19 protein-coding genes are annotated in these 21,529 nt (G+C 60.9%); 16 read left to right on the top strand and 3 right to left on the bottom strand.

Translation table 11 applies throughout. From position 1 onward, the window contains the following. Positions 1-24: 24 nt before the first annotated feature. The 6 genes from NBH13_RS01775 (at position 25) to NBH13_RS01750 (ending at position 6,858) form a co-directional block, all read left to right on the top strand. Positions 25-3,033, top strand: a complete 3,009-nt coding sequence (locus NBH13_RS01775) for a tape measure protein (RefSeq protein WP_250778643.1) — start codon at positions 25-27, stop codon at positions 3,031-3,033. Continuing rightward, positions 3,020-3,847, top strand: a complete 828-nt coding sequence (locus NBH13_RS01770) for a hypothetical protein (RefSeq protein ID WP_250778642.1) — start codon at positions 3,020-3,022, stop codon at positions 3,845-3,847. Before NBH13_RS01775 ends, NBH13_RS01770 begins: the two co-directional genes overlap by 14 nt. Beyond that, the gene (locus NBH13_RS01765; protein WP_250778640.1) at positions 3,838-5,466 is read left to right on the top strand and encodes a head fiber protein; all 1,629 of its coding nucleotides are present in this window, start codon (positions 3,838-3,840) and stop codon (positions 5,464-5,466) included. The genes NBH13_RS01770 and NBH13_RS01765 overlap by 10 nt, the downstream gene beginning before the upstream one ends. A gap of 10 nt (positions 5,467-5,476) precedes the next feature. Continuing rightward, positions 5,477-5,710 carry a hypothetical protein gene (locus NBH13_RS01760; protein WP_250778638.1) on the top strand — a complete coding sequence of 78 codons (234 nt, stop codon included), beginning with the start codon at positions 5,477-5,479 and terminating at the stop codon, positions 5,708-5,710. Position 5,711: 1 nt separating this feature from the next. Further along, complete coding sequence (locus NBH13_RS01755; protein WP_250778636.1) at positions 5,712-6,542, top strand: hypothetical protein; 831 nt, start codon at positions 5,712-5,714, stop codon at positions 6,540-6,542. A 70-nt stretch (positions 6,543-6,612) separates the two neighbouring features. Next, positions 6,613-6,858, top strand: a complete 246-nt coding sequence (locus NBH13_RS01750) for a hypothetical protein (protein ID WP_250778634.1) — start codon at positions 6,613-6,615, stop codon at positions 6,856-6,858. Here NBH13_RS01750 and NBH13_RS01745 read toward each other — a convergent pair. Beyond that, positions 6,855-7,010, bottom strand: coding sequence for a hypothetical protein (locus tag NBH13_RS01745; protein ID WP_250778632.1), 156 nt, complete (start codon positions 7,008-7,010; stop codon positions 6,855-6,857). The genes NBH13_RS01750 and NBH13_RS01745 overlap by 4 nt on opposite strands. A gap of 171 nt (positions 7,011-7,181) precedes the next feature. Next, on the bottom strand, positions 7,182-8,039 hold the full coding sequence (locus NBH13_RS01740) for a tyrosine-type recombinase/integrase (protein ID WP_250778630.1): 858 nt from the start codon (positions 8,037-8,039) through the stop codon (positions 7,182-7,184). 82 nt (positions 8,040-8,121) lie between these two features. Here NBH13_RS01740 and NBH13_RS01735 point away from each other — a divergent pair, with 82 nt between their 5' ends. The 8 genes from NBH13_RS01735 to aroA all read left to right on the top strand — a co-directional run bounded on the left by NBH13_RS01735 (position 8,122) and on the right by aroA (position 14,720). Continuing rightward, positions 8,122-8,433, top strand: coding sequence for a hypothetical protein (locus tag NBH13_RS01735; RefSeq protein ID WP_250778628.1), 312 nt, complete (start codon positions 8,122-8,124; stop codon positions 8,431-8,433). Positions 8,434-8,588: 155 nt separating this feature from the next. Next, positions 8,589-10,082, top strand: coding sequence for a hypothetical protein (locus NBH13_RS01730; protein ID WP_250778626.1), 1,494 nt, complete (start codon positions 8,589-8,591; stop codon positions 10,080-10,082). Next, entirely contained in the window at positions 10,079-10,432 is a 354-nt protein-coding gene (locus NBH13_RS01725) for a hypothetical protein (RefSeq protein WP_250778624.1), read from the top strand. The genes NBH13_RS01730 and NBH13_RS01725 overlap by 4 nt, the downstream gene beginning before the upstream one ends. Next, the gene (locus tag NBH13_RS01720) at positions 10,429-10,821 is read left to right on the top strand and encodes a hypothetical protein (protein ID WP_250778622.1); all 393 of its coding nucleotides are present in this window, start codon (positions 10,429-10,431) and stop codon (positions 10,819-10,821) included. Before NBH13_RS01725 ends, NBH13_RS01720 begins: the two co-directional genes overlap by 4 nt. Before the next feature lie 22 nt (positions 10,822-10,843). Continuing rightward, positions 10,844-11,200: a hypothetical protein gene (locus NBH13_RS01715; protein WP_250778620.1), complete on the top strand. Its 357-nt coding sequence runs from the start codon at positions 10,844-10,846 to the stop codon at positions 11,198-11,200. A 64-nt stretch (positions 11,201-11,264) separates the two neighbouring features. Next, positions 11,265-12,527: a GH25 family lysozyme gene (locus NBH13_RS01710; RefSeq protein ID WP_250778618.1), complete on the top strand. Its 1,263-nt coding sequence runs from the start codon at positions 11,265-11,267 to the stop codon at positions 12,525-12,527. A 65-nt stretch (positions 12,528-12,592) separates the two neighbouring features. Then, a complete protein-coding gene (locus NBH13_RS01705; RefSeq protein WP_039775034.1) occupies positions 12,593-12,838 on the top strand; it encodes a phage holin in 246 nt (81 codons plus the stop codon). Positions 12,839-13,379: 541 nt separating this feature from the next. Next, the gene (gene aroA / locus NBH13_RS01700; RefSeq protein WP_250778616.1) at positions 13,380-14,720 is read left to right on the top strand and encodes a 3-phosphoshikimate 1-carboxyvinyltransferase; all 1,341 of its coding nucleotides are present in this window, start codon (positions 13,380-13,382) and stop codon (positions 14,718-14,720) included. A 424-nt stretch (positions 14,721-15,144) separates the two neighbouring features. Here the strand turns inward: aroA and guaA are convergent, their stop codons facing one another. Then, positions 15,145-16,707, bottom strand: coding sequence for a glutamine-hydrolyzing GMP synthase (guaA, locus tag NBH13_RS01695; protein ID WP_033501228.1), 1,563 nt, complete (start codon positions 16,705-16,707; stop codon positions 15,145-15,147). Positions 16,708-17,163: 456 nt separating this feature from the next. Between guaA and NBH13_RS01690 the strand changes: the two genes are divergently transcribed. Then, positions 17,164-19,641: a phosphoketolase gene (locus NBH13_RS01690; protein WP_099570668.1), complete on the top strand. Its 2,478-nt coding sequence runs from the start codon at positions 17,164-17,166 to the stop codon at positions 19,639-19,641. Positions 19,642-19,834: 193 nt separating this feature from the next. Further along, a complete protein-coding gene (gene pta / locus NBH13_RS01685; protein WP_250778615.1) occupies positions 19,835-21,505 on the top strand; it encodes a phosphate acetyltransferase in 1,671 nt (556 codons plus the stop codon). The last annotated feature ends 24 nt before the right edge of the window (positions 21,506-21,529 follow it).

The raw sequence follows: 21,529 nt of genomic DNA, 5'->3' as shown, positions 1-21,529 counted from the left end.
CCAACCTACGAATAAGGAAACACGATGGCAGCACAGGACATAGGCGTCGCATACGTCCACGTCGAACCATCCGGCAAAGGATTCGGCAAAAGCATCGAAGGCGACATCGGCGACGCCGTCAACAAAGCCTCCAAGAAAAGCTCCAACACCCTCATCTCGAAAATCGGCGGAGCATTCGGCAAAATCGGCAAGGTCGGCACAGGCGCGATCGCCACCCTCGCCGGCGGCATCACCGCATTGGCCGCCAAAGGCGGCTTCACCCGCGCCCTCAACATCGAGAACGCGCAAGCCAAACTCAAAGGCCTCGGCCACGACAGCGCGAGCGTCACCGAAATCATGAACGACGCGCTCGCCTCCGTCAAAGGCACCGCGTTCGGATTGGGTGACGCCGCGACCGTCGCGGCCAGCCTCTCCGCCTCCGGCGTCAAGGAGGGCGACCAGCTCACCAAGGTCCTCAAGACCGTGGCCGACACCGCGCAGATCAGCGGCAGGAGCCTGACCGACATCGGCATGATCTTCGGATCGGTCGCCGCTCGAGGAAAGCTCCAGGGCGACGACATGCTCCAGCTCATGTCGAGCGGCATCCCGGTCCTCCAGATGCTCGGCAAGCATCTGAACAAGACCAGCGCCGAAGTGTCCGACATGGTCTCGGACGGCAAGATCGACTTCCAGACCTTCGCCGACGCCATGCAGGAAGGATTGGGCGGCGCCGCCCAGAGCGCCGGCACCACGTTCGCCGGCGCCCTGGCCAACGTGAAGGCCGCGTTGAGCCGACTCGGCGAGACCGCGGCTACGCCGGTCCTCAACGGCCTGCGAGGCCTGTTCAACCAGGCCATACCGCTCATCGACTCGTTCACCGCCGCCGTGAAACCGACGCTGGAGAAAGTCGGCGCCGGATTGCAGAAGGGATTGGAGCAGGCAATCCCCACAGCGCAGGCGAAGCTCGCCTCATTCTCCACGTTCGTCCGGAACCTGCTGGGGATCCAGATGCTCATGGCATCGGTCACGAGCCTCAGGGCGCAGCTGTCAGGCCTGGCTGCCGCGATGGTCTCGCTGACCTCCAAACTGAACCTCGGCGGCGAGGCCTCCTCGAGATTCGGCGGCATCGTCTCCGCGCTCGGGAATCTGCTCGCATCGGCCGCGCAGTCCCTGGCCAACGCCGCGGGATGGGCGAAGACGTTCGTCAACACGTTCATCGAGACAGGTGCTCTCCAGCCCTTCCTGCATGCGCTGGCGAACCTCGCCACCGGACTTGCATCGGTGGCCACGGCGCTCGTCTCGGCCGCATCGCAGGCGCTCGGCTTCGACAACTCCGGGCAGACGGCGGGATCGGCGGCACAGCGGTTCGCGGCGGTCCTAGACACGCTCACCGGCGCGCTCATGACCGTGGGCGGCTGGCTGCAGTCGGTCGGGCAGTGGGCGCAGCAGAACGGCGCGCTGGTGTCCGGCGCCCTGAAAGCCATCGCCGTCGCATTGCTCGCCGTCAAGGGCTGGGACATCGTCTCGACCGGGCTGAAAACGGTTTCCGGCGGACTGAAGGCCATCTCCGCGACCGCCTCCGGCGTGGAGAAGACCGCCACGGCCGCATTCGATCTGATCGGCAAATTATCCGACGTGGGAAGCGCGGCGGGCGGCCTGAAGCAACTCGCCAGCTCGTTCAATATCGTCAAGGCCGCCCAATCGGCGTGGAGCTCGGTGACCAAGGCTGCTACCGCCGTGCAATTGGCATTCAGCGCTGCCTTGGATGCGAATCCGATCGGCATGCTTGTCGTAGCCATCGGCGCGGTCGTCGCCGCACTGACATGGTTCTTCACCCAAACCGAAACGGGTAAACGACTCTGGAACAGCTTCGCCACATGGTTCATGGGAATCTGGAACCAGATCAGCACAGCATGCCAACCCGCACTGCAAGCCATCGGAACATTCATCACCCAGACCATGAGCCAAATCCAGCAAATCTGGCAAACCGGATGGACACTCATCACCACCGTCCTCCAAAACGTCTGGAACGCAATCGGCCCCATCATCATGATCGCACTCACCGCGATCATCACCGGCATCCAAACATTCATCGCCACCATCACACCACTCCTGCAAGCCGGCATGCAGAACATCCAAACCATCTTCCAAACCGCCGCCACCATCATCAGCACGGTCTGGAACGGACTCTGGAACACCATAACCACCGTCGCACAAGGCGCATGGACCATCGTCACCACAATCATCAGCACCGCACTCACCGTCATCCAAGGCATCATCCAACTGGCGCTCGCGGTCGTCAACGGGAACTGGAGCGCCGCGTGGTCGGCCATCCAGGGCATCGTGTCGGCAGTGTGGGGCGGCATCCAAGGTGTCGTCTCCGCTGGCATCGGCATGGTCAGCGGAGTGGTATCCGCCGCATGCTCGACCATCCGAAGCGTGTGGGCCGCGTTGTGGAATGGCGTCGGAAGCATTGTGTCGAGCGTTTGGGGCGGCATCGTTGGCACCGTGAGAAACATGGTCGGCCGTGTCGGGAGCGTCGTGAGCGGGATCGGCGGAACCGTCCGGAGCGCGGTGTCCGGCGCGGGAAGCTGGCTCGTCAGCGCGGGACGCAACATCATCCAGGGATTGATTAACGGCATCACAGGAATGGTCGGCTCGTTGTATTCCAGCATCACCAACGCGTTGTCGGGCTTGGTGGACAAGGCCAAGAACGCTTTGGGCATCCATTCCCCGTCGCGTGTGTTCCGCGACGAGGTCGGCGTGATGGTCGGACGTGGCATGGCATTGGGCATCGACGATTCCGCGCATGTGGTCAGCCGTTCCATGGATTCGCTCGTCTCTACGATGAGCCTCTCCGACGCGGACTGGTCGAAGACCGGCAGGCTGAACGTCACGGCCGGCACCGGCGCCAATGCCGGCGACGGCGATCTGCGGGAACTCATCGCGGCCGTCGAATCGCTGCACGACGACCTCGGATCGATCATCGCCAGGTACACGCCGACGATAGGGGACCGCGACTTCGCAAGGAAGGTGAGAAGTGCAATCGCTTGAATACGCATCCGCCGCCACAGGTGAGCGAATCGGCTTCGAAGGGCCTCTGTACGGCGAAACGCTCGCCGGACTGCGCGGCCGCGTCTGGGACTACAGCATCGGCGCACGCGGCCTGACCGGCATCACCCGCGGCGCGCGCGAGGAGACCGTCGCCGTGAAGATCCACGACTCGACCGCTACGCTCGACCTGCTGCGCCGCCTCGCCGACGCCGACATGGCCGCCGGCACGCCAGGCACCCTCGTGGCCGACGGCGAATGGGAGACCAGGGCGTGGATCGCGAAGAGCGAACCGCAGTCCATCACGCCCACGATGGTCGAGACGCAGCTGACCATCGTGCTTGCAGACGGCGTGTGGCGGCGCGGGACCACCGAACACCACGACCCGCGAGCCGACAAGGCCGGCGGCGACCTCGACTACCCGTACGACTACCCGCACGACTACGCCGGCATGAGCATCCTCGACACCGTGACCAACGCGACCGGCATGCCGCAGCCGGTGAAGCTCACGATCTTCGGCCCGTGCGTCAACCCGTACATCATCATCGGCACGAACCGGTACGAGGTCGACGCGACCATTCCGGCTGGCAGCAGACTTGAAATCGACGCGGCCTCCGATAGCAGAACCGTCACGATGATCTCGGACACCGGCCTGCGCACGAACCTCTTCGGCAAAGCCGTGCGAGGCACCGGACGCGGATCCGGAACCTACATCTTCGAACCGCTGCCGCCCGGCATGAGCACGATCAGCTGGGCTGGCGGATTCAAATTCGACTTGACCGCCATCGAGGAGAGGAGCGAACCGCCATGGACCTGATCGTCACCGACACGAACGGCATCCCGACTGGCTCATACGCCTCATGGACGCTCGACCTGGCATACGGGTCGGGGGAGAACGACTTCGACCTCCAATGCCCGGCATGCCTGGAACCAGGCTGCCGATGGTGGGTCGACGGCACCGGCTGGGGCGGCATCGTCGACGATGTGAAGACCAGCGTCACCGGAGGCGAGGGCGAGCTCAACTACCACGGTCGTGACTGGCACGGCCTGCTCGCCTCGAAGATCCTCGAACCCGACAAGGGCAAGGACTACCTGGCCATGCGCGGCACGATCGGCACGCTCCTGCGCACCGTCATCTCCCGTATCGGACTGCAGGACATCCTCAACGTCACGGAAGGCACGTCCAAAACCGCAAACTGGCAGTTCGACCGGTACTGCGACGCGTGGAGCGGCCTGTCCAAGATGCTGCGCGCATCAGGACTGCGGCTGCGCATCACCGCAGCGCAGAACGGCGTGACAGTCGACGCGCCGCCGATCACGGCCGCCGGCGACCTCATCGACTCCGACCTCATCGACTTCGACGCGACCCTCGCCTCGCATCCGATCAACCACCTGATCTGCCTCGGCAAGGGCGAACTCAAGGACAGGATCGTCGTCCACTGGTACGCCGACCAGAAAGGCACGCTCAGCCACACGCAGACCATCAAAGGCGCGGACGAGCGCACAAGCGTCTACGAGCTCAGCAACGCCGACGCCGCCGAACTCGAGACCAAAGGCAAGACAAAACTCCAGGAGCTGCGAGATACAGGCAGCATCGACGTGGATGTGGAATCCGACGGCATCGACCTCGACGTGGGCGACACCGTGACCGGCCGCGACAACACCACCGGCATCAAGGTCACCGCCGAAATCACCAAAAAAATCATCAAAATCGAAGACGGCATCCCGACCGTAACCTACGAGGCGACCACCGCATCCACGGAATCGACCGGCGAGACCGGCGGCGGTGGATCAAGCTCCGGAGACGGCCACGCCTACTACGCCGGCAGCGGCCTCACCCTCTCCAACTGGACGTTCAGCGCCGATGTGACCGCCGCCGACCTCGAAACGGTCCGCAAAACCGCCACCGAAGCCAACAAGGCCGCATCCGACGCCGCGGCTGAAATCGGAGGCGCCAGAGACCTCGCCAAACAGGCCGGCGTAAAAGCCGACACGGCCACCACCACGGCGCAGAACGCGTTGGCCGCGGCACAGGCGCGAATCTTGGACATCACTGCATCGACTCCAGTTACAGTGACCCGCACCGACGAGACGGCTGCCATCACCGTCGCACAGGCCACATCATCGGCGGACGGGCTCCTTGCCGCCACAGACAAGAAGAAGCTCGACGGCATCCAGTCCGGCGCGAACAAGTACACGCTGCCAGTGGCATCCACCGCCACCCTCGGCGGCGTCAAACCCGATGGCAAGACCATCACCATCGGCCCGGACGGCACCATCACCGCACAATCCAGCGCGACAGCGGCATCCTTCCTCGCCGCACACCCAATCGGCTCGCTCTACTGGTGCGTCGCCGGCAACCCCAACGACCAGGGCGGCACATGGAAGGAAATCCACACCATCATCGGCGGACACGTCTGGCAAAGACTCGCCTGAAAGGAACATCATGGCAAAAACCACGAACATCACCAAATACACATGCGACCGCTGCCGCGACAGCGCATACCTCACCGACGGAGATCCGCGCACGTCGAGCGACTGGCACCAGATCAAACACACCACCGCGGACGGAGTGACGCAGGAGGCACTGGCATGCACCTCATGCCAGCAGGAATTCAAGAAACTCGCCGCCACGCAGGACGCGGCCTACACGGCATGGCTTACCGAGGGAAAGGACTGACATGACCACCACGCTCATCACAGGCAAGGGCGGCACACCGCACATCACCAGCGGCGACATGGGCGCCATGCAGGCCGGGGTCATAGGCAACGGCAGCTACCTGCTGCAGGGCAGCGACGGCACTTTCCCTACGGTGACCATGCAGGATGCGAATCACGCGCTGATCCCCGTCCTCAACCTCGTGGTCGAAGGACGATACGCGCGCGTCACCGAGGCTGAGACCGCGACCATCGAAAGCGGCGTGAGCGGCCGGAACCGCAACGACCTCGTCTGCCTCAAATACACGAGGAACGGTCAGAACATCGAGACCGCTGCCATCGCCGTGCTCAAAGGCACGCCAAACACCGGGACGGCCGCCGATCCGACCGTCCCGTCGGGCAGCATCCACTCGGCCTCCGGCACGGTGTGGATCCCGATCGCCCGCATCCCGATCAGCGGGATCACGCCCGGCACGCCGGTCATGCTCATCAAACAGCTGCCTCCCATGTCGAAGCTGTGGGATTCCCTAACCCAGCCGAAACACAGGAATGTTCTGAAGTCCAAAACGTTCGATGGGATGAATGTATTGGCTGTCAGGAACCTTGGGGCAGTCACGATCTGGGTCGCGCAGGTCGGTTCAATCCGCACAACCGCAGAAGGCGTGGTAATCGGTACCGTCGAGGATGATTCGAGGCCTGCGGTGCCGGTGCGCTGCCTCTTCGGTACCAACAATGGCGTGTGGGGCATTGTCTGCGTTGATACGGGCGGCAACATCACGCTGACCCACAAATTCAACGACGCTGACGTCATATGGTCGTTTATCGACATCAGCTTCAGCTACGTCATCGCCTGAATGGTTTTCCCTAACCCCCAGCGTCTTGTACAACGCGAATGGGTGGAAGGTCACGAGGTGCGGGTCGATCATGGCCGTCAATGCGAGCGTGAAATTCGGCGACGGCTCATGGGACTCGTTGAACTGCCCGTACACGGTGCCCGACGACCTCAGACCTAAAAAAGAGGTCGGCGTTCCGATGCTGGTCAGCAACGGCGGTAGCCATACTGGACTGCTTGCGGTCAATCCCTCTGGTCTGATACGAGCCGCGAACATGGGCAGTTCCGGCAGCAACGATAATCGAGTAGGCTACTTGACGTGGTTCGTCGGCGTCTAGGCTGGCATTGGGTCATCCGTGTACCAGACGCCGGTGCAGCCCGCGTAAGCATTGTTCGGATTGCCGAGCATGGTCACCTTGCCTGATTTTTCGCTGTAAAGGATTAGCGTGCAGTTTCCGCCGAACACCGCTATCGCAGTGTTTCCTGTCACCGGTCTGTAACCCTGTGGTATGGTTTCCTGCGCCGCCACGTAATTCTGGTCGCTGCTTCCATCGAATTTCACGTTTCCGCTCGCGAAACACAGGCTGCCAATGCGGTCGAACCTGATAAGGCCACGGCTGTACGGCACTTTCCATGTTGCCGTGCGATGGGTTAGGGAAAACTATCGCAGTATCGTCGCCTCCCATTTTCGTTGCGCGTCCTTGAGCACGCTGGTCTCAGGACGCAGATAGTAGCGTGCGGTGGTGCTGATGCTGCTGTGGCCTAATGCGCGGCTGACCACTGCCACGTCCACGCCTGCGGCCAGCGCGGTGGTGCCCCACGAGTGACGGAGGTTTCGGGCTGGAACATATGGCAGGTTGTTTCTGCGACACCATGAGGCGTATCGTCTCGCCACCTGTGGCGGTGTCAAATCGCCTATAAGCCGTCCCTTGCCTTTCAGCTCACGCAACCTCTGGATGGCGAATCGCGGCAGCACCACGTCCCTCGTGGACTGCTCCGTCTTCGTGTCCACGACGATCTCATGTCCGGCAACCCATTGGACGCCGCGACTGACATGCACGACGCCGGTACGCAGGTCAATGTCAGACCATTCCAAGCCGTAGCCTTCCTCCGTGCGCAATCCGAGCGTCACAGCGCAGATAAGCCACGCCTCCAACTGGTGACCGTAAAACCCTTGCAACAGCGTGCGAATCTGTCTCGCATCCAATACAGGCGCACGATAATACGGCTGCTTCGGCGATTGCACGCGCAACGTAATGTCCACGTCCAACACGCCGAACCTCAACGCCTTACGCAACATCGCCCGCAAGACAGCCCACGCCTTACGTGCCGCACCCGGCGATTGGATGCCCGCAAGCCATGATTCCACATCCGCGACCGTAATGTCCGCCATATCCACAAAACCGAACCGTGGCCCGATATGCCGTCGATAAGCGCTCTCGTAGCCGACCATGGTGCATTCCCTCAAATTCGCGCATGACGGCAGCCACACCTCGTCATGGAAAACGGACAACAGCATCTTTTAACCTCCAAATCCCACACGCCACAGCGGCCTGTCCGCAATGGTCGGCGTGTGGGATCCCACAGTAGAAAGGCCTGTGATGCAACTGCTCGATCAGATCGTCGCATGGCTCGTGCCCGCCATGTGCGGCGGTGCGGTCACGCTTATCGCGGTGGTGTGGAGGTACGGGCGTGCGATGATTCACGGCCTGCGTGTCCTGCTCCGTGCGGAGATCATCCGCATTCACCGTGAATACGTGCAGACCAACAGTCCGATACCGGTCGAGGTGATGGACGAGGCCGATGACGCGTACAGCGCGTACAGCGCGCTTGGCGGCAACGGGACGGGAACGAAGATGCACAACGAGATCATGGCCGCGCATAACGGCCCAACAAGGAAGGAGCACTCATGACATTGGTGCATTTCCACCTGGCCGACGCCGAGGGGCGTGGACTGGATGGCAGCGTGAGCCTCGTGCCCACGAGGCGCGTCACGGTCGCCGATGCTATCCGTCTGCCGGTCGCACAGACCGTCAAGCTCACGGCGGGCGAGGCCACCGTGGAGGTGATGCCCTCGACGACCCAGTGGGCGTGGAGGGCGTCTGAGCTCGTGGCGGGCGGAATCGTGCGATACGTCGAGGTGCCCGACAAGGAGTCGGCGGAGTACTCAGGGCTGGCGGACGTGGATCCCAAGACCTTGGATCAATCCTCGGAGACCGTGGCCGCATGGGAGCTCGTCACGCGTGCCGCGCAGGGCGTGCTCGACCGGATCGGAACGATCGACGACAAGATACAGTCCGCCGCGGCTTCGGCCGATGCGGCGAAGGCTTCGGAAACGGTGGCCAGTCAGGAAAGCGCGAAGGCCGCCGCTGCCGCAAGCAAGGCGCAATCCTCCCAGTCCGAGGCAGCCAAAAGCGCACAGGTGGCGCGCGAGTCGGAGATCACGGCCAATGGTCTGATCGGCAAGGCGAAGACCATCGCCGGTCAGCTCACCGAAACCGCCTTCCAGGTCAAGCAGGATGCGGCCACGGCATCCCAGGCGGCGGAAACTGCCACCGTCAAGGCCGCTGCCGCCGCTACCGCCCGGGATAGAGCGGAAACGGCGAGGCAGGCTGCGGAGACGGCCATGAAGACAGCTCAGGCCAAGGCGGATGCGGCTGGCGTGAGCGCCGACAAGGCGCAGGCTTCCGAGGCTGCGGCCGCGAAGTCGGCCGAGAGCGCCGGACAATCCAAGTCGGCGGCATCGGCATCCGAGAGCGCGGCGGCACGGTCGGCGGCATCGGCATCCGATTCGGCGGCGAAGGCAAAAGACAGCGAGACCGCGGCCAGTGCCAGCGCGGCCAGCGCGGAGACGGCCGCCCAATCAGCCAATACCTCCGCCAGCTCGGCCACCGGCAAAGCGCATGATGCGGCCACATCGGCCGATAAGGCCAAGGCCAGCGAGACCGCGGCGAAAACGTCTGAGATGGTCAGCGCGGAACATGCCGATACCGCTTCGGCCGCCGCCAGCGAAGCCGCAAAGACCCTTGAGCAATTACGCAAATGGTTCCCCGCGGCCACGATGCGGACGGACCTGTGGGTGGAACCCGTGGACTTCGCCGTGGCCGGCCCGTATGAGATTCCCGACCAGCCGACCATCAGGCTCAAACCGGTGGCCGCGTACCTGGACGGGCACACGTCGGACGTGGACGCGTCCATGGCGTCACGGGACACCGCGGTTGCCACGTTGGCCGGCCAGACCTTGACATGGGTGAGCAATACGACCACGCTGGCGGCCGCGCTCAAATCGGACGGCTACCAGCCAGCAGAAGTCACCATCAAGGCCGGTGACACCACTGTCATCAAGCACGTATACCTTCAGGCCGACCAGCCGGACGGAGTGGTCGGCGACCTGTGGGTGCGCACCGAAAAACTCCACAATGGCCTGCGGTATTACACCGGCGCGTACGGTACTGCCGCCGCGGACGCCAATTCGATGTTCTTCCTCGTGGACAGGCCACGCGAAATCTGGCGGAAAACCATAGACAGCTGGAAGCTTTTGACGGGAAAGGAATTGGAATGAGACGAAAACTTGCCTATTCGAACCCTGCGCTGGTGGATTCCATTGCGCGGTTCGGCAGTCTCCCGCAGGGTGACTGGCATGTCAGCAAGACGGGCGGCAAACTCTTCGTGGGCGACACCAGCTGGCACCGTTTCGCCACATTGGGCGAGACAGTGAATGAGGCGGAATTCCATTTGGACAAGACCACGGACATGCTGATGCAGGCACAGGATGGGTCCACCTGCCGTGATGTCGCCATCGAATCGAAACCCGCATACGACATTTACGTCGTGGGGGGGGGGGGGACTTCCCGGCCTTCTTCACCGCACAGACCGCGCCGTACTGACCTTGAGGCGGGTGGCCTCCGATGAAACTCGTGAATCCAAGCACGTGGGCGACCAAGCCTATCGACAATGGTTTCGAGGGGCGGGCGGAAGGATTGACCTATACCGGCACGGCGGACGATCCGCAGCTTTTGCGAGTATGGGGCAATATTCTGAACCAATCTCCGACGTCAGGCATGTATTCCGCGATCCTCAAGGACATGTCATCCGGCGTCACCGCGACGAGCGAGAAAGTGACCATCGCGGATGGCGCGGCCACCATGCCCGCAACAAACGGATGGTGGTGGAACGGCATATTGCTCGCCAAGGGCGCGTACGTGACAATACCGTGCATCGGATGGTACAGCGACGAGGACTGGCAGGTCATGCAAGCTTTGCACGTCATCTGCTTCGCCAAGGACACGGCAGCATACTAGCCCTCGGGTTGGGGGTAGCCGCGTGAGAATCAGGAATCTCTACGATCCGCCGACGATGAAGGACCGTGATCCGGTGGTGCCGTGGGTGCCGCATAGCATGACGGCCAGCGCGAGGACCACAGCCGAGGGGTGTGAGATAACCGTCACCGGCGATGATGTCGGCTGGCTGTACCCGCCGCTGCAGGACGGGCTGGCGAAGATTGTGTGGGAGAAGGCGGACGGCAACGCCCTGACTGGCATCGACAACGATACGGTGGCCATTTACCCCGGTGTTACCGTGCTTGTCCGCCTGTGCGGCTACGAGGATGCCTCGCTCGTGACCATGCTCAAAAACCTCGGCCTACCGCTCGTGTTCGCCGCCACCGACCGTCCCTACTGATATTTTTCACCAACCACAAAAGCCACCCAAACGGGTGGCTTTTTTATATAGAAAGGAGAGGAATTTGAGCATCCTCAACAAAGGCAAACCGAAGCACATGAAACCCCGCCGCCGCTGGCGCACGCCGCTGACCGCGCTCGCCGTCGCAGTCTCCATGGCGTTCGCCCCGGCGGCGATGGCCGACATGGACGGGTACGACATCTCGAACTGGCAGTGCGGCATCGACACCGCGACCGTGCCGGCCGATTTCGTCATCGTCGGCACCACATGGGGTTCCGGCGGCGTGTACGGCGGATGCCTGTCCAACGGCGTCAACACCGACGCCAACCGTCAGCTCGCCGGCGCCATCAACAGCGGCAAGGAGACGGGCGTCTACCATTACGCGCGCGGCGGCAACCCCGAGACCGAAGCCCGGTTCTTCATCGACAACGTGCGCGGATACGTGCACAAGAGCGTCCTGATCCTCGACTGGGAGGCCGCGGACAACACGGCATGGGGCGACAAGCAGTGGCCACGCAGGTGGGCCCGCGAGGTCAAGCGACTGACGGGCGTGAACCCCATCATCTACACGATGGACTCCGGCTACTGGCAGGTCGCCGGCATGGAGACCGAACTGAACTGCGGCATCTGGATCGCACAGTACGCGACGAACCTCGTCACCGGATACCAGACAGCCCCGTGGAACATCGGAGCGCGCGGCGAGGTGATGAGACAGTACACGTCCAACGGCAGTCTCAGCGGCTGGTCCGGACGCCTCGACCTGAACAAGTTCCGCGGCGACCGCACGGCATGGCGCAAGTACGCGAACCCAGACGACAAGGGCACGGCGAGCCTGCCGAACGTCAAGCCGAAACCTCAGCCCACGACCGCGCCGACGGTCGACCTGAACGCTTTGGCCACGCGCACCATCCGCGGCGATTTCGGCAATGATCCGGCCCGCAGGCAGGCGTTGGGTGGCAATTACGCGGCGGTCATGCAGATCGTCAACAGTCGCCTCGGCGGAGGTTCCGGCGGAACGGCAGCCACGGGTTCGCGTAGCGTCGTGGTCCGTTCCGGTGACACCATGAGTGCTATCGCCGCGAGGACCGGACTCCAGCCGGTGTCCGCCTGGCGTGTGCCGAGCGGTGACATCAACAGGATTTATCCGGGACAGATCGTCACCTATGGCGGCACGTCCGTGTCCACCGCTTCGAGCGGGGTCGGAGGCCATGTGGTCCGTTCCGGCGAAAGCCTTTGGAGCATCTACGGTTCCGGCTGGCAGTCGGCTGCCGCACGCAATGGCATCCGCAGCCCATACGTTATCTATCCCGGACAGTACCTGCGCTGAAACTCCCGTCTCCACGACTTTAAGCGTTGTGGAGACGGTTGCCGCAATGTTTAAGGAGGTGAAAAATGGATGAATCCAATAGCCCGCAATCCGATTACCTGCTGCCGGGCAGGGTATACGACATACTCAAGTGGCTCGCGTTGATCGCTTTGCCGGCCGTCGCATGGCTCGTCGGAGCGGTCGGCCCGCAATGGGGACTGCCGCACTGCGGCGAACTCGTTACGACCATCAACGCGATCGGTTTGTTCGTCGGCGCGCTCATCGGCGTGAGCCAGCTCACGTCTGTCAAGGCCGACGAGGACGGCCAGTGATTAATTTTCTGACGTGAGACTCGCACTCGCCCCTCTCTCAGCTTCTATGCTGGGGGAGGGGCCTTTTTCATTTTCCGATGGAAGGCTGCGCGGTTCGACCACATCGACACGATATCGACACGATGACAGTTGCGAACAGTTAATTTCAACAAAGCGAACCACTGCGTATCGTATTGTTAAGAACGTTGGAATTTCAACGTTCTTGACAATGCTCACACCCGGCTACGCTCAGTCATGCCATGCCCGAATATAGCAGAATGTCGCAGGTTCAAATCCTGTCAGCCCGACGAAAACCGTTAGAAACAAAGGCGTTTCAGTCGGTTTGAAAAATCCTGTTTCCGGTTTCGGTACAAAACGGTATAAACATGGCAACGCAGAAAAACCTCGTGACCTTTTGCGATGTTCACATGGTTTCGTCCGTCTGGGTTTTCAAACGGAAATGGTATGGACGGAGTCCAATTGCCGAGATCGAGCAAGATACGCACGCTACATGGCGAGATTGAAGCGTTGTTTGCCACGGGTTTTGGATACGATAAACCCTATGAACGCATCTCAAGAGAATCTTTGGCCGGCGCCGTTTGCCAGCAAGTCGCTTGACGCCACCGTTGTGGTGCCGGGCAGCAAATCCCTGTCGAACCGTTATCTCATTCTTGCGGCGCTTGGACATCGGCCCGTGCGATTGGTCGGTCTATTGCGTTCGCGCGACACCGAGTTGATGATGGACGCGTTGCGCGCGTTGGGAGTGCGCTGCGAGATCGACGAGCAGGTTGATACCACGGTTACGGTGGTGCCGCCGTCCGACGGCCGGTTCCACGGTGGTACGAAGGTGTTCTGCGGTCTTGCGGGAACGGTGATGCGCTTTGTGCCCGGTCTTGCCATGTTCGCGGACGGTCCTGTGGATTTCGACGGTGACGAGCAGGCGTACGCACGTCCGATGAAGCCCGTGTTGGACGGTCTTGAACAGTTGGGGGCATGTATCGAATACCACGGCGAGGAAGGTCGCCTGCCATTTACAATCACTCCACCTCAAACGGTGAGCCAGTGCGTCAAGCCGAGTGTGGTCAGCATTGATTCTTCGGGATCCTCGCAGTTCATTTCAGGACTATTGCTCATCGGCTCTCGAGTGCCAGGCGGTTTGGAACTGCATCACACGGGGGAGAAGACGCCGAGTTTGCCTCATATCCGCATGACCGTGGCCGATCTGCAAGGTTCCGGTGTGCGTGCCAACGCAGACGAACACGCCCGCGTTTGGACTGTGCAGTCGGGAGCCGTGCAGTTACCCGAAACCGTGACGGTCGAGCCTGACCTGTCGAATGCTGCCCCGTTCCTTGGCGCAGCTCTCATCGCCGGAGGAACCGTGCGCGTGCCTCACTGGCCGGAATCCACCACGCAACCCGGAGGCCTGCTTCCGGGATATTTGGAACGTATGGGAGCCGAAATCAACTTCCCGGTGATTGACGGCGTCCGGTATTGCGAAGTGACCGGCGACGGTCGTGTCAGCGGCCTAGGTGATTTCGACCTGACGGCGGCAGGTGAGATCGCGCCATCATTGGCCGCAATCTTGGTCTTCGCCGATGTTCCTACGCGCATGCTGGGCATCGGTCATCTGCGTGGCCATGAGACGAACCGCTTGGAAGCATTGGTCAACGAGATCACCAGAGTCGGGGGTGATGCCCGTGAGCTTCCTGACGGGATGGAGATCGCGCCAGTGCCGGCAATGAATCTCAAGCCGGCTGAAATGGAAACCTATGCGGACCATCGCATGGCGACGTTCGCCGCGATGCTGGGGCTGAAAATCAACGGCATTCTAATCAAGAACATTGCGACCACCGCGAAAACGCTTCCCGATTTCGCAAATATGTGGACCAACATGCTGGCCTAGCAATGATTGTCCAGGATAATCCGCAAATAATGTTGAAAACAGTATGGAAATGTCCTTCCTCCGCAAAAACGGAGGAAGGACATTCTACGTTTGCGCAGGATCGTAATCATTCTGCAGATGCCGCTATGTCAAGCCACGATGGTTCTTAGCTTTCCTGACACGGCTTGGCCTTGTCCGGCCCCAACATGGCAAAGGTAGTGGCGCTCGCAAACGTCATAATGCCTACGAAAAACACGGAACCAATGGAAACCTGACACCGTACGTAAAGAGGTAAGCAGCGACGAGGCGTCCGACACCTTGAGGAGTGTTATCTGGCTTGAGCCTAGAAGACGGGAGGCATGATGAAGCCCCCGGAAGTTTCGCACTTTCGGGGGCTTCATCATATTGATTGTGATTTTGCGTTCAGCAACGAATCAGCTTGGAATCACTCCCACTCGATGGTTGCCGGCGGCTTGGAAGTGCAGTCGAGCACCACACGGTTGATCTGACGGCATTCGTTGGTGATACGCGTCGAAATCGTGGCAAGCACATCGTACGGAATACGGGACCAATCGGCGGTCATGGCGTCTTCGGAAGAAACCGGACGAAGCACGATCGGCGAACCGTAGGTGCGCTCATCGCCCTGTACGCCCACGGAATGCACGTCGGCCAGCAGCACCACCGGGCACTGCCAGATATCGCGGTCAAGACCAGCCTTGGAAAGCTCCTCGCGAGCGATGGCATCGGCCTCACGAAGCAGATCCAGACGTTCCTTGGTGATCTCGCCGATGATGCGAATGCCGAGGCCCGGGCCAGGGAACGGCTGACGCCATACGATTTCGTCCGGCAATCCAAGCTCGGTACCGATGGCACGAACCTCATCCTTGAACAGGGTGCGCAGTGGCTCGACGAGCTGGAACTTGATGTCGTCAGGCAGACCGCCCACATTGTGGTGCGACTTGATGTTGGCCGCGCCGTCGCCGCCGCCGGATTCCACGACATCCGGGTAGAGGGTGCCCTGAACGAGGAACTTGACTTCCTTGCCGGAAGCGCCCGCCTCTTCGATGACCTGACGCTGGGCCTTCTCGAACGTGCGAATGAACTTTTCGCCGATGATCTTGCGCTTCTTCTCCGGTTCGCTCACACCCTTCAGAGCGGTGAGGAAGTCTTCGGAGGCGTCCACGGCGATGAGCTTGATGCCGGTCGCCTCAACGAAATCATGCTTGACCTGCTCGGCCTCGCCCTTGCGCAGCAGACCGTGGTCCACGAACACGCAGGTGAGCTGGTCGCCGATGGCCTTGTGCACGAGAGCTGCCGCTACTGCGGAATCAACGCCGCCGGACAGGCCGCAGATCACCTGTGCGTCACCGACCTTCTCGCGGATCTTCGCAACCTGATCCTCGATGATGCTGGAGGCATCCCAGTTGTTGCCAAGACCTGCACACTTGTGCAGGAACGTCTCGATAAGCTGCTGACCCATCGGGGTGTGCTTGACTTCAGGATGCCACTGCACGCCATACAGCTTGCGGGATTCATCCTGCATGGCGGCAACGGGGGCGCCCTCGGTGTGTGCCAGCACTTCGAAGCCTTCCGGCGCGGTCTTAACGGCCACGCCATGGCTCATCCACGTGTTCTGATCGGCGGGGGAGCCTTCGAGCAGACCCTTCGACTCGTCGATGAAGGTCTCGGTCTTGCCGTACTCGCCAAGAGCGGCCTTGTCGACATCCGCACCCAAGGCATAGGCCATGGCCTGGAAGCCGTAGCAGATGCCCAACACGGGAACTCCGGCCTCGAACAGTTTCTTATCCACGCGCGGCGCGCCCGGTTCAAACACCGAAGCCGGACCACCGGAAAGGATGATGGCCTGCGGATCCTTGGCCAGCATCTCGTCGACCGGCATGGAATGCGGCACAAGCTCCGAATAAACATTGGCTTCACGCACGCGACGTGCGATCAGCTGGGCGTACTGGGCTCCGAAATCAACAACGAGCACAGGACCTGCGGCCATAACACTCTCCCTTTTGATATGAGGTATGAAGAAGCAACAATATTAACTGTTCTATTGTGGCGACGCTAGCAGACATTGGAAACGCTGTGAACAGGAAGTGAACAAACCTCACAATTGCTTACTACGCATGGTTCAACACGCCGCATGCAAGTATTGCAAAACGAACGTGAAAAAGGTGCGAGGATGGCTTGAAATCGTTGATATTGAGCCGTTTATCAATCTTTTTGATAGCATGTGAAGTATTCACAAATCTCCCGATAAAAGCTCTCATTTTCTAACAGAAACGACACACTTACGCACACAGTCGCAAAAAAACAGCAAAAAGTCGCACCTCGCTCGTAATATGCTCAAGTGATTGGGAATGAATCGTTCCGCGGAACCGCAAGGTTTTGCAAGATTCAGGACCGAATGAAAATAAACAATCGCACAACACAGTGCAGGAGTACAGGAGTACACATGACGAGTCCTGTTATTGGCACCCCTTGGAAGAAGCTGAACGCTCCGGTTTCCGAGGAAGCTATCGAAGGCGTGGATAAGTACTGGCGTGCAGCCAACTACCTTTCCATCGGCCAGATCTATCTGCGTAGCAACCCGCTGATGAAGGAGCCTTTCACCCGCGAAGACGTCAAGCACCGTCTGGTCGGTCACTGGGGCACCACCCCGGGCCTGAACTTCCTCATCGGCCACATCAACCGTCTCATCGCTGATCACAAGCAGAACACTGTGATCATCATGGGCCCGGGCCACGGCGGCCCGGCTGGTACCGCTCAGTCCTACTTGGACGGCACCTACACTGAGACCTTCCCGAAGATCACCAAGGACGAAGCTGGTCTGCAGAAGTTCTTCCGCCAGTTCTCCTACCCGGGCGGCATCCCGTCTCACTACGCTCCGGAGACTCCGGGCTCCATCCACGAAGGTGGTGAGCTGGGTTACGCCCTGTCCCACGCCTACGGCGCTGTGATGAACAACCCGAGCCTGTTCGTTCCGGCCATCGTCGGCGACGGCGAAGCTGAGACCGGCCCGCTGGCTACCGGCTGGCAGTCCAACAAGCTCATCAACCCGCGCACCGACGGTATCGTGCTGCCGATCCTGCACCTCAACGGCTACAAGATCGCCAACCCGACCATCCTGTCCCGCATCTCCGACGAAGAGCTCCACGAGTTCTTCCACGGCATGGGCTATGAGCCGTACGAGTTCGTCGCTGGCTTCGACAACGAGGATCACCTGTCGATCCATCGTCGTTTCGCCGAGCTGTTCGAGACCGTCTTCGACGAGATCTGCGACATCAAGGCCGCAGCTCAGACCGACGACATGACTCGTCCGTTCTACCCGATGATCATCTTCCGCACCCCGAAGGGCTGGACCTGCCCGAAGTTCATCGACGGCAAGAAGACCGAAGGCTCCTGGCGTTCTCACCAGGTCCCGCTGGCTTCCGCCCGCGATACCGAGGCTCACTTCGAAGTCCTCAAGAACTGGCTCGAGTCCTACAACCCGGAAGAGCTGTTCGACGAGAACGGTGCTGTGAAGCCGGAAGTCACCGCCTTCATGCCGACTGGCGAACTGCGCATCGGTGCCAACCCGAACGCTAACGGTGGTGTGATCCGCGAAGAGCTGAACCTGCCGGCCCTCGAAGACTACGAGGTCAAGGAAGTCGCCGAGTACGGCCACGGCTGGGGCCAGCTCGAGGCAACCCGTCGTCTGGGCGTCTACACCCGCGACATCATCAAGAACAACCCGGACTCCTTCCGCATCTTCGGACCGGACGAGACCGCTTCCAACCGTCTGCAGGCCGCTTACGACGTCACCAACAAGCAGTGGGATGCTGGCTACCTGTCCTCCCAGGTTGACGAGCACATGGCTGTCACCGGCCAGGTCACCGAGCAGCTCTCCGAGCACCAGATGGAAGGCTTCCTCGAGGCCTACCTGCTCACCGGCCGTCACGGCATCTGGAGCTCCTACGAGTCCTTCGTGCACGTGATCGACTCCATGCTGAACCAGCACGCCAAGTGGCTCGAGGCTACCGTCCGCGAGATCCCGTGGCGCAAGCCGATCTCCTCCATGAACCTGCTCGTCTCCTCCCACGTGTGGCGTCAGGATCACAACGGCTTCTCCCACCAGGATCCGGGTGTCACCTCCGTCCTGCTGAACAAGTGCTTCAACAACGATCACGTGATCGGCATCTACTTCCCGGTGGATTCCAACATGCTGCTCGCTGTGGCTGAGAAGTGCTACAAGTCCACCAACATGATCAACGCGATCATCGCTGGTAAGCAGCCGGCCGCTACCTGGCTGACTCTGGACGAAGCTCGCGCTGAGCTCGAGAAGGGTGCTGCTGAGTGGGAGTGGGCTTCCACCGCCAAGTCCAACGACGAAGCCCAGATCGTTCTCGCCTCCGCTGGCGACGTTCCGGCTCAGGAGATCATGGCTGCTGCCGACAAGCTCAACGAGCTCGGCATCAAGTTCAAGGTCGTCAACGTTGTGGATCTGGTCAAGCTGCAGTCCACCAAGGAGAACGATCAGGCTATCTCCGACGCTGACTTCGCTGACCTGTTCACCGAAGACAAGCCGGTCCTGTTCGCTTACCACTCCTACGCCCGCGACGTGCGTGGTCTGATCTACGATCGCCCGAACCACGACAACTTCAACGTCCACGGCTACGAGGAGCAGGGCTCCACCACCACCCCGTACGACATGGTTCGCGTGAACAACATCGACCGCTACGAGCTCGTTGCCGAAGCTCTGCGCATGATCGATGCTGACAAGTACGCCGACAAGATCAACGAGCTCGAAGCCTTCCGTCAGGAAGCCTTCCAGTTCGCAGTCGACAACGGCTACGATCACCCGGATTACACCGACTGGGTCTACTCCGGCGTCAACACCACCAAGCAGGGTGCTGTCTCCGCTACCGCCGCAACCGCTGGCGATAACGAGTGAGTCTAGCCTTTATAGGCTGATTGCTTGAAGAAAACCCCAGAGGATTCGTCCTCTGGGGTTTTCTGTCTTCTCTTCACCGTCTGTCCGCAACACCGTTTCTGAAATGCGTGTCTGTTACTGCTTACGCATTAGAATTGCACGTGGTGCGAAACAACGCAGTCACACACCTGAACAACGAATAGGAGCAGACATCGTGAGTCTAACCAGCGTCACCATCATCAGCCCTGAAGCCGCAAACGGCCGCAACGTCGTGGCCCTTGGCGCCACCAAGGCATTCTCGGCTGCCAAGAAAACGGCCGTGTTCCGCCCGGCGGTTTGCCGAAAGGAAACCTTCACCGACGTTCTTCTTGAAGCAAGCAACGCGGGGCTGGGACGTGAACAATCCGTAGGTGTTTGCCCGAAGCGCGCACGCACCGACAAGGAAGGTGCCCGGGCCGATATCGTGGCCGCCTACACAGAAGCCATCGAAACCGCCCAGCCCGAAGCCGTGGTTATTGTCGGAACGGACAAATCCGCCATCAACGACCCGTCCATCTTTGCGTTCAACGCTGACGTAGCTGCAGATCTTAAGTCCGTCGTGCTTCTTGCCGTATGCACCATCAACCGCACTCCGGAACAGGTCTTGGGCACCGTCGAGGCGTCGAAGGTCATCATTGAGAATGCAGGAAGCAAGGTCGTCGGCGTGTTCGTCACTGGATGCAAAGATGAGCAGGTGGAACCCCTCAAGGAGGAGTTCGCAAGTTACGAGGTGCCGGTGTGGACGCTACCCGCCGTTGATTTCGACGAGGAAGACGCCGTAGCCAAGGCCACGAAAGCATTCGAGGCGAATGTCAACGCAGAAGAGCTTATTTCCGCTGTCGAGGCTCCGTTCAAGGCTCCGACCACGCCATACGCATTCCAGTACAGCCTGCTGGGCAAGGCCAAGGCAGACAAGAGAACCATCGTGCTTCCGGAAGGAACCGAAGACCGCATCATCAAGGCAGCCGACTATCTGCTCGAGCGTGATATCGTCGATCTGATCATCGTCGGAGACAAGGAAAGCATTCTCGCCCGCGGTGAGGAGCTTGGACTCAAATCCCTTGAAAAGGCGCAGTTCCAGGCCAAGGACGACGAGGAAGTACTCGCTCCGATGGTCGCCAAACTGTGCGAGCTGCGTGCCAAGAAGGGCATGACCGAGGAACAGGCACGCAAGCAGCTCACCGATGACAGCTACTTTGGCACCATGCTCGTGGTGCTCGGTAAGGCAGACGGTCTCGTTTCCGGATCCATCAACTCCACGGCCAACACCGTACGTCCGGCGTTGCAGGTCATCAAGACCAAGCCGGGATCCTCCCTCGTGTCCGGTGCGTTCCTCATGTGCTTCAAGGATCATGTCGCCGTGTTCTCCGACTGCGCCATCAATCTGAACCCGTCCGCTGAGCAACTTGCGGAAATCGCCATCCAGTCCGCCGAAACGGCGAAGGCGTTCGGCCTTGACCCGAAGGTCGGCATGCTGTCGTATTCCACGCTGGGATCCGGCAAGGGGCCGGATGTCGACCTCGTGGAGGAGGCAACCGCACTCGTGAAGGAGAAGGCTCCGGATCTCGCGGTCGTCGGCCCCATTCAGTTCGACGCGGCTTGGTCGCCGACCGTCGCAGCCACCAAGGCCAAGGGCAACGATGTGGCGGGCCACGTCAACGTGTTCGTGTTCCCGGATCTGTGCGCGGGCAACATCGGGTACAAGGCCGTCCAGCGTTCCTCCGGCGCAGTGGCCGTCGGTCCGGTACTGCAGGGCCTGAACCGACCGGTCAACGACCTGAGCCGAGGCGCGACCGTGCAAGACATCATCAACACTGTTGCCCTGACCGCCATCGAAGCCCAGTAAAACGCTATTTTGTAGCAAGCAAAG

The sequence above is a fragment of the Bifidobacterium intestinale genome (assembly GCF_023656765.1).
Taxonomy (GTDB): domain Bacteria; phylum Actinomycetota; class Actinomycetes; order Actinomycetales; family Bifidobacteriaceae; genus Bifidobacterium; species Bifidobacterium hominis.
The sequence above is the reverse complement of the archived record's forward strand: the minus strand, read 5'-3'. Positions and strand labels throughout refer to the sequence as shown.